This is a genomic window from Streptomyces sp. NPDC026673 (genome assembly GCF_040638135.1).
GTDB lineage: Bacteria > Actinomycetota > Actinomycetes > Streptomycetales > Streptomycetaceae > Actinacidiphila.
Window position 1 is genome coordinate 1 of sequence record NZ_JBEZXR010000145.1, and the last position, 8,952, is coordinate 8,952.

Genomic DNA, 8,952 nt, shown 5'->3' on the forward strand with positions numbered 1-8,952 from the left:
TACGTGTATTTGTTGTGCGGCACAGACGGCACAACCTGAACCGCCCGCCATGCACATAAATATGCGGTCCAGAATGCCCAGCCCCGGAGGCCCCGACCCCGGCCCACCCCCACACGCAGCGGCGCGGTGCCTGACCGCGCCGGGCAATCGGGCGGGAGGGCGGGGAAAAAGCCCAACCGCAACCACAAGCCGCGCCGCACACAACAACCGCGCACCAGCAAACCGCACGCAAAAGGGCCGGGCCCCGAGGGAAGCGAAGCGTTTCCCTGGGGGCCCGGCCCTATGTACCGCGCACCGCCGCCTACACGGTGCAGGTCGTGCCAACGACTAGTTGTCGTCCTCGTCGATCAGGAACCCACGCATCGGCGTCGGCGCCTGCTGCAGCGGCGCCGGCCCCTGCGGCCGGACCGGTGCCATCGGCTGCGTCATGGCCGGGGACATCTGCTGCTGACCGCCGTAGGTGGGGTTCGGGCCGCCGTGGCCGCCCATGCCCTGTCCGCCGTAGGTCTGGCCGCCGCCCATGGTGCCGGCACCGGCCGTGGCCATGCCGCCGCCCATCGTGCCGCCACCCATGCCGCCGGAACCGGAGGAGAGGGACGCGGCCGCGGGGGTGCGCGGCGGAGCGAGCGAGTCGTCAGCCTGGTTCTCCAGCTGGCGCAGCTGGCTCTCCAGGTACGACTTCAGGCGCGTACGGTACTCGCGCTCGAAGCCGCGCAGGTCCTCGACCTTCCGCTCCAGCGTGGCGCGCGCGGACTCCAGGGAGCCCATGGCCACGCGGTGCTTCTCCTGCGCGTCCCGCTCAAGGGCGTCGGCCTTGGCGCGGGCGTCGCGCTCCAGGCCCTCGGCGCGGCTGCGGGCCTCGCCGACGATCTTGTTCGCCTCGGCACGCGCCTCGGCGATGGCCTGGTCGGCCGTCTGCTGGGCGAGCGAGAGCACACGGGCGGCGCTGTCGCCACCGGGGCCCTGCTGCTGCATCGGGTGACCGGGACCGCCCATGGGGTGCTGGCCGTGCTGGCCCATCGGACCCTGGCCCATCGGGCCGGGACCCATGGGGCCGCCCTGCATCGGACCCTGGCCCATCGGACCGGGGCCCATGGGGCCGCCCTGCATCGGACCCTGGCCCATCGGACCGGGGCCCTGCTGGGCGCTGGGCCCGGCGGGCAGGGCGAGGCCACTGCCGGGTCCCTGGGGGCCGGGGCCGCCCATCTGCTGGGGCGGTACCGGCTGCGGTCCTGATATGGCGGCGGGCACGGGAGCCCCGGGACCGCGGCCGTCCTGCGGCTCGGGCTTGCGCATGCCCTGCTGCTGGTTCTGGGCGGCGGCACGGGTCGCCGCGGCCAGCTTGGCCCGCAGGTCCTCGTTCTCGCGGAGCAGTCGGGTCAGTTCCGCCTCGACCTCGTCGAGGAAGGCGTCCACCTCGTCCTCGTCATAGCCTTCTCGGAGGCGGACGGTCGTGAACTGCTTGTTCCGCACGTCCTCGGGGGTCAGTGGCATCTCTTCACCTCAACGTGATCGTCGACATATCGGGAGCCCGCATCGGTCATCTCAAGCCCCCTACGACGGTGAGCAGGATGTACACGATGATCATCAATACGAAGAAGGACAGGTCGAGCGCCACGCCCCCGAGACGCAGCGGCGGAATGAACCGCCGCAGTAGCTTGAGTGGCGGATCGGTGACAGTGTAGGTGGCCTCCAGGACGACCACCATGGGCTTCCCAGGCTGCCACGATCGGGCGAACTGGAAAACATAGTCCATCACCAACCGGAAGATCAGGACAAGCAGGAAGCACATCAACGCGATCCACAGCACCTGGAGTGCGATGTCCATCGCGCGTCCCTCTCCCCTGCTCGGTCATGGGCCTCACGGCCGGTTTCGTACGGTTGCGTATCTCAGCTCTGATTGAAGAACCCGCCTTCGGCGATGCGGGCCTTGTCCTCCGCCGTGACATCGACGTTAGCAGGCGACAGAAGAAACACCTTCTGCGTCACCCGCTCGATGCTGCCGTGCAGCCCGAAGACCAGCCCCGCGGCGAAGTCGACAAGTCGCTTTGCGTCCGTGTCGTCCATCTCCGTCAGATTCATGATCACCGGCGTGCCCTCACGGAAGTGTTCCCCGATCGTACGGGCTTCGTTGTACGTCCGGGGGTGGAGTGTCGTGATCCGGTACTGCTCTCGTTCCGACACGACCTTAGGCATGATCACCGGTGCGTTCTTCTCCAGGCTATGGCGTTCTTGTGTGATGGATGCCACTGGGGCGATCCGGGGTTCCCGGGGGACCGGAGCATGCACGATTCGTGCCGGTTCTTCCGGTTGTGTCTGATGCGGTGGCTGGTGAGACTGGTGCGGCCGGCGGGAGCGTTCCGGCTCGGGCTCCGGTTCGAACTCGTCGTCGGGGTCGAAGCCCGGGCCGTCGTACCCGTCGTCCTCCACGAGGCCGAGGTAGACCGCCATCTTGCGCATCGCGCCGGCCATGCTCTGCGTCCTCTCAGCGGGGAAAGACCATATTTTTTGTGTGGTCCGACTTGTTTGGTGACGTTACCCGAGCCCGGTCCGGACTCCGAGTACCGCGCTACCGATGCGTACGTGTGTCGCACCGGCGGCGATGGCCTCTTCGAGGTCCGCGCTCATCCCTGCCGAGACCATGTTTGCAGCCGGATGCGCCGCGCGCAGGCAGGATGCGATTTCCGCCAGCCGATCGAAGGCGGCGCGGGGTTGACCCGCGTACGTCCCCGCCAGCGGCGCGACGGTCATCAGGCCGTCGAGGCGGAGTCCGGGGGCGTCCGCGATCGCTTCGGCGATCCCTTCGACGGCATCGGGTGCGATTCCGCCCCGGGCGCCCCGCGCCCCCGACTCGGCGTCCAGCGCGACCTGCACCAGGCAGCCCAGCTCGCGGCCGGCCCGATCCGACTTCATGACGCCCGCGGAGAGCGCCTCGACCAGCCGGAGCCGGTCGACCGAGTGCACGACGTCCGCGTAGCCCACCACGGAACGCACCTTGTTCGTCTGCAGCTGACCGACGAAGTGCCACGTCAGCGGGAGATCCGCGCAGGCGGCAGCCTTCGGGGCGGCGTCCTGGTCGCGGTTCTCGGCCACCTCGCGGACACCGAGCCCGGACAGGATCCGCACATCGCTCGCCGGGTAGGTCTTGGTGACCACGATCAAGGTCACCTCGTCCCGCGCCCGGCCGGCCGCCGCGCAGGCCGCGGCGATGCGCTCCTCGACCGCGGCCAGGTTCCCGGCCAGCTCGGCCCTTCGCTCTTGCGTGCGGTCAGTCACTCGGTCCGTCCAGCCAGACATATCCCGCGAGTCGTCCGGTGGTCCGCTCGCGGCGGTACGAGAAGTGGTCCCCGGACTCCATCGTACAAATATGGGATTTCTCACCCACCGGCACGCCCAGCCGGGCGAGTTGGGAGTGCACACCCGTGGCGATGTCCAGGGAGGGGGTGCCCCAGCCGGTGGTGGCGCGGGCCTCGGGGACGGCGAGGGCGACCTCCTCGCGCATCGTCTCGGGCACCTCGTAGCAGGCGCCGCAGACGGACGGTCCGGTCACCGCGGTGATCCGCTCCGCGCGGGCGCCGAGGCCGACCATGGCCTCGACCGCCGCCGGGACCACCCCGGCCAGCAGGCCCGGGCGGCCGGCGTGGGCCGCGGCGACGACCCCGGCCTCCGTGTCGGCCATCAGGACCGGAACGCAGTCGGCGGTCAGCACCGCCAGGGCGAGTCCGGGCCGGGTGGTGACGATGGCGTCCACCTCCGGGACCCGGCCGTCGGCCCAGGGGGCGGCGACGACGGCGACGTCGTTGCCGTGCACCTGGTTCATCCACACCACACGGGCGGGATCGAGGCCCAGCTCGCGCGCGGCGAGGTCGCGGTTGGAACGGACGGCGGCCGGGTCGTCGCCGACCGCGCCGCCGAGGTTGAGGCTGTCGTACGGAGCGGCGCTCACCCCGCCCCACCTGTCGGTGAAGGCGAAGTGGGCGCCGCCCGGACGTGCTTGGTTGAGCGTTATCACGTGTGGCTGTGCTTACTTCAGGAAGTCGGGTACGTCGAGCTCCTCGGCGGCGGTGTCCTGGTAGGGACGCGCCGGGGGCACCTGGGGGGCGATCGGCTGGGCGGGCACCTCGGCGACCGGCTCCGGCTTCGGCTCCTCTTCGCGCTGGGTCACGCTGCCCAGACCGCTGAAGGCCGGGCGGGCCGGCTCGGCGGCCGGGGTGGCGGGGCGGGCGGGGCCGGCGGAGGAGTTCTCCTCGCGGGAGCCGTACGAGCCGAGCACCTTGTCCCGGTTGCGGGTCGGCGGCTGCCCGCCGTCGAAGCCCGCCGCGATGACCGTGACCCGGACCTCGTCGCCCAGGGCGTCGTCGATGACCGCGCCGAAGATGATGTTGGCCTCGGGGTGTGCCGCCTCGCTGACCAGCTGGGCGGACTCGTTGATCTCGAACAGGCCGAGGTCGGATCCGCCGGAGATCGAGAGCAGCACCCCGCGTGCGCCGTCGATGGAGGCCTCCAGCAGCGGCGAGGAGATGGCCATCTCGGCGGCGGCGACCGCGCGGTCGTCGCCGCGGGCCGAACCGATCCCCATGAGGGCCGAACCGGCCTCGGACATCACGGACTTCACGTCCGCGAAGTCGAGGTTGATCAGACCGGGGGTGGTGATCAGGTCGGTGATGCCCTGGACACCGGAGAGGAGCACCTGGTCCGCGGAGCGGAAGGCGTCCAGCACGCTCACCTGGCGGTCGGAGATCGACAGGAGGCGGTCGTTGGGGATCACGATGAGGGTGTCGACCTCGTCGCGCAGCCCGGCGATGCCGTCCTCGGCCTGGTTGGCCCGGCGGCGGCCCTCGAAGGTGAACGGGCGGGTGACCACACCGATGGTGAGGGCACCCAGCGAGCGGGCGATGTTGGCGACCACGGGCGCCCCGCCGGTGCCGGTGCCGCCACCCTCACCCGCGGTGACGAAGACCATGTCGGCGCCCTTGAGCACCTCTTCGATCTCCTCGCGGTGGTCCTCGGCGGCCTTGCGGCCGACATCGGGGTTGGCGCCGGCGCCGAGTCCACGAGTGAGCTCCCGGCCGACGTCGAGCTTGACGTCGGCGTCGCTCATGAGCAGGGCCTGTGCATCGGTGTTGATCGCGATGAACTCGACGCCCTTGAGACCGACCTCGATCATCCTGTTGATGGCGTTCACGCCACCGCCGCCGATGCCGACGACCTTGATGACTGCGAGGTAGTTCTGCGGTGCTGCCACGTCGAAGGCCTCTCGCCTCGAGTTACGTATACCTGTGGGGACGGTCGGGAAGGCCGGCCGATCCGAACCCTAACCCTGAGGTTTAGGGTTACCAGTATGTCTGTCCCGCACTGTCTTTGGGACAGGACACTAAATCGACAAGCGGTTCGCGTTCAACGAACACGCCGAACCTCCCGTTTTTCTTTTGACCCTATGTGATCACGCCAGAGCCGGACCAACCAGGGTGTCGAACTGGAGGCTGGGACGTCAACCGTCCGACGCGGCAGGGGATGTTGGGGCACTCACGTCGTAGAACTCGGCATCGCGTTCGACTTTCATCAGCGCCGCGAGCGCGACCGATTTCTCCGCCCCCTGTTCCACGCTTCCCCACACCACCGCACGCCCACGGGTCAGTTGGACCGTAATGTCGTCATATGAGCGGACCTCAATGAGGCGTGCGTCCCGGTATGCGACCTTGGGCAGGTCCGCCGCGACCTGAACCGCCCCGGCCAGTAGGCGTTTTGTCCCGAAATGGCGATAGCTCGCGGAGGAGCGGTCCGGCCTCAATTCGATGATGGGCACGCCCTTGAGTGGAGTGTCCCGCTCGTCGAACCGGACGCCGTCGGCGTCCACTTCGATGAAGTTCCCGTCACCTTTCACCAGTGCGGCCGGAGTTCGCTCCGTCACTTTCAGCGTGATCGTGTGCGGCCATGAACGTTCCACTTCCACGGCGGAGATGCGCGGCAGGCGCTCCTTCAGCCGGCGGGCGATCACTGCCGTGTCGACGGAGACCAGCGGCCCGTCGAGCGGGACCTCCGCGGCGTCGCGCACCTCTTCCGGGTAGAGCACCTCGGTGCCGGTCACCCGGACCTGCGTCGCGCGCAGCCAGGCGGAACCGTACAACAGCCAGGTACCCGTACCACCCAGCACGGTGGTGGCGGCGAGCGCCACCGTCACGATGAGACGCCGGCGCCGCCGCGGCGGGCGCACGGCCTCGCCGTCCTGGTCGCCGGCCGTCTCGACGGTCGTCGGTACGGCCACATTCGCCTCCGGGGTCGTCGGAACTGCCTTCCGCTTCCGGGCAGGCTAGTCGTCGTACGGGGTGCGCCGGCGGCCGCGCGCCGCCGGGCTGGCCCGGACCCCTCCCCCATGACCCCTTCGGAGCACGGGCCCCCGAGCGCGTCGTTCACCCGGGGCGGGGGAGGTGCCGGGCCGGCACCGGACTCAGCCGCGGCGGGCGGCGATCGCCTCGTAGACCATGCCGACCAGCAGTTCGTCGGCGTGCGGCCGGCCGAACTCCGCGGCGGACCGGGACATTTCGTAGAGACGGTGCGGATCGGTCAGGACCGGCAGCACATGGCCCAGCACCCAGTCGGCGCTGAGGTCCGCGTCGTCGACGATGACACCGCCGCCCGCCTTGACGAGCGGCTGCGCGTTCAGCCGCTGCTCGCCGTTGCCGATCGGCAGCGGGACGTACGCCGCCGGGAGGCCGACCGCGGACAGCTCTGCGACCGTCATGGCGCCGGCGCGGCAGAGCATCATGTCGGCGGCGGCGTAGGCGAGATCCATCCGGTCCAGATAGGAGACCGGGATGTACTGCGGCATGCCGGGCATGTTGTCGGCGTGCGGAAGCTCGTTCTTCGGGCCGACGGCGTGCAGGATCTGGACGCCGGACTGCTGCAGGCGCGGCGCGACGGAGGCGATCACCTCGTTGAGCCGCCGGGCGCCCTGGGAGCCGCCGGAGACCAGCAGCGTCGGCAGGGTCTGGTCGAGCCCGAACGCGGCGCGCGCCTCGGCGCGGACCGCGGCGCGGTCGAGGGTCGCGATGGACCGGCGCAGCGGGATGCCGACGTAGCGCGAGTGCCGGAGCTTGCTGTCCGGGGTGCTCACGGCCACGAAGCTGGTGTAGCGGGAGCCGATCTTGTTGGCGAGGCCCGGACGCGCGTTGGCCTCGTGCACAACGATCGGCACGCCGAGCCGCTTGGCGGCCAGGTAGCCGGGCAGGGCGACGTAGCCGCCGAAGCCGACGAGCGCGTCGGCCTTGGTGCGCTCCAGGATCTGCTCGGCGGCCTTGATGGTGCCACGCAGCCGTCCGGGGACGGTGATCAGCTCGGGGGTGGGCTTGCGCGGCAGCGGGACCGCGGGGATGAGCGCCAGATCGTAGCCGCGCTCGGGCACCAGGCGGGTCTCCAGACCCCGCTCGGTGCCGAGTGCCGTGATCCCCACGGTCGGGTCCTGCCTGCGCAGGGCGTCGGCGAGCGCGAGCGCGGGCTCGATGTGGCCGGCGGTCCCCCCACCGGCGAGTACGACATGCACCGAAATTCACCGCTCTCCGGACGGTCGCCGTGTGACGAACCGCCTCATCGTCCGTGTCATTGCCCCCGGCCAGTAGCCGGGCCCCCGCGCGTTGAGTGCCGCTCGCGCGGCGGGCTCGCTCCTCGCGAAGGAGATGAGCAGCCCGATCGCGAACATGGTCGGCAGGAGGGCGGAGCCCCCGTAGGAGAACAGCGGGAGCGGAACGCCGGCGATCGGCAGCAGGCCGAGCACCGCACCGATGTTGACCACGAACTGCGCCGTGATCCACGTCGTCACGCCTCCCGCGGCAAACCTGACGAAGGGGTCCTCCGTACGACCGGCCACGCGGATACCCGCATAGCCTAGAGCCGCGAAGAGGACGAGTACCGACAGCGTCCCCGTCAACCCCAGTTCCTCCCCGGTCACGGCGAAGATGAAGTCGTTGTGCGGTTCGGGCAGTTGGCCCCATTTCTCCACGCTCGCACCGAGCCCGGAGCCGAACCAGCCGCCCGAGGCGAGGGCGTAGATCCCGTGCACCGCCTGCCAGCAGTCGCCACTGGGAGTGATCTCGGTGGCGCCGATGCACGCCAGCCGTTCCATGCGGTTGCCGCTGGTCTTGATCAGCAGGAAACCGATCACCCCTGCCACGCCCAGCACCCCCGCGAACAGCCGGGTGGGGGCGCCGGCGATCCACAGCAGCCCGAACAGGATCGCGGTGAGGATGATCGCGGTGCCCATGTCACCGCCGAGCATGATCAGGCCGAGCAGCAGGAACGCCATCGGCACCAGCGGGATCAGCAGGTGCTTCCACTGGACGAGGAGCTTCTTGTCCTCCTTGCGGGCCAGCAGGTCCGCGCCCCACAGCACGAGCGCGAGCTTGCCGAACTCGCTGGGCTGCAACTGGAACGGGCCACCGAGGTAGAGCCAGTTCTGGTTGCCGTTGACCGAGTGCCCTATCCCCGGCACCTGGACCAGGATCATGAGGAACAGCGAGCCGACGAGCAGCGGGTAGGAAAGCGCGCGGTGCAGCCTCACCGGCACCCGCGTGGCCGCGACGAGCAGGCCGGTGCCGAGCACGGCGGCGAACAGCTGCTTGCGGAAGTAGTACGTGGACGGCAGTCCGTCCTCCAGCGCCTTGATCTGCGAGGCGGAGAAGACCATCACCAGGCCGAGCACGGTGATCAGCAGGCTGCTGCCCAGGATGACGTAGTAGGCGGTCAGCGGGCGGTCCCAGGCCCGCATGCCGCGGTCGAGGACGACCTTGGCACCGCGCATGGCGCTGCCGCGCGGTGTCTTCCCGCCGGGCGTGCGCGCCCCGGAGGCGCCGTCCCCTGGCCGGGGCGGCGCCGCCCGCCCGGGGGGGGGGGGGGGGCGGCGGCCGGGTGGGGGGCGGGGACCCCGGGGGGGGCGCGGGGGGGGGGGGGGGAGGGGGC

Annotated in this window: 9 protein-coding genes; all 9 read right to left on the reverse strand. The window is 70.5% G+C overall.

The genetic code is table 11. The annotated features are described in order from the left end of the window. Positions 1–327 precede the first annotated feature (327 nt). Positions 328–1,494 (reverse strand): DivIVA domain-containing protein, encoded by a 1,167-nt coding sequence (locus tag AB0F62_RS41820; RefSeq protein ID WP_361811870.1) that lies wholly within the window; start codon positions 1,492–1,494, stop codon positions 328–330. Between the two features lie 46 nt (positions 1,495–1,540). Continuing rightward, positions 1,541–1,828 (reverse strand): YggT family protein, encoded by a 288-nt coding sequence (locus tag AB0F62_RS41825; RefSeq protein WP_361811873.1) that lies wholly within the window; start codon positions 1,826–1,828, stop codon positions 1,541–1,543. Positions 1,829–1,890: 62 nt separating this feature from the next. Further along, positions 1,891–2,472 carry a cell division protein SepF gene (sepF, locus tag AB0F62_RS41830; protein ID WP_361811876.1) on the reverse strand — a complete coding sequence of 194 codons (582 nt, stop codon included), beginning with the start codon at positions 2,470–2,472 and terminating at the stop codon, positions 1,891–1,893. A gap of 63 nt (positions 2,473–2,535) precedes the next feature. Then, a complete protein-coding gene (locus tag AB0F62_RS41835; protein ID WP_361811878.1) occupies positions 2,536–3,276 on the reverse strand; it encodes a YggS family pyridoxal phosphate-dependent enzyme in 741 nt (246 codons plus the stop codon). Further along, positions 3,269–4,009 (reverse strand): peptidoglycan editing factor PgeF, encoded by a 741-nt coding sequence (pgeF, locus tag AB0F62_RS41840; protein WP_361811893.1) that lies wholly within the window; start codon positions 4,007–4,009, stop codon positions 3,269–3,271. Before pgeF ends, AB0F62_RS41835 begins: the two co-directional genes overlap by 8 nt. 15 nt (positions 4,010–4,024) lie before the next feature. Further along, positions 4,025–5,245, reverse strand: a complete 1,221-nt coding sequence (gene ftsZ, locus AB0F62_RS41845) for a cell division protein FtsZ (RefSeq protein ID WP_361811881.1) — start codon at positions 5,243–5,245, stop codon at positions 4,025–4,027. Between the two features lie 246 nt (positions 5,246–5,491). Further along, positions 5,492–6,265: an FtsQ-type POTRA domain-containing protein gene (locus tag AB0F62_RS41850; RefSeq protein WP_361811884.1), complete on the reverse strand. Its 774-nt coding sequence runs from the start codon at positions 6,263–6,265 to the stop codon at positions 5,492–5,494. Between the two features lie 183 nt (positions 6,266–6,448). Then, complete coding sequence (murG, locus tag AB0F62_RS41855) at positions 6,449–7,540, reverse strand: undecaprenyldiphospho-muramoylpentapeptide beta-N-acetylglucosaminyltransferase (RefSeq protein WP_361811887.1); 1,092 nt, start codon at positions 7,538–7,540, stop codon at positions 6,449–6,451. Between the two features lie 6 nt (positions 7,541–7,546). Further along, the coding region (gene ftsW, locus AB0F62_RS41860; protein WP_361811890.1) for a putative lipid II flippase FtsW at positions 7,547–8,952 on the reverse strand (1,406 nt) is incomplete at its 5' end.

Bases quoted from the DNA above. Each gene is read 5' to 3' on its own strand.
- sepF (WP_361811876.1), bottom strand. From the start codon at position 2,472: ATGGCCGGCGCGATGCGCAAGATGGCGGTCTACCTCGGCCTCGTGGAG.
- AB0F62_RS41825 (WP_361811873.1), bottom strand. From the start codon at position 1,828: ATGGACATCGCACTCCAGGTGCTGTGGATCGCGTTGATGTGCTTCCTG.
- AB0F62_RS41820 (WP_361811870.1), bottom strand. From the start codon at position 1,494: ATGCCACTGACCCCCGAGGACGTGCGGAACAAGCAGTTCACGACCGTC.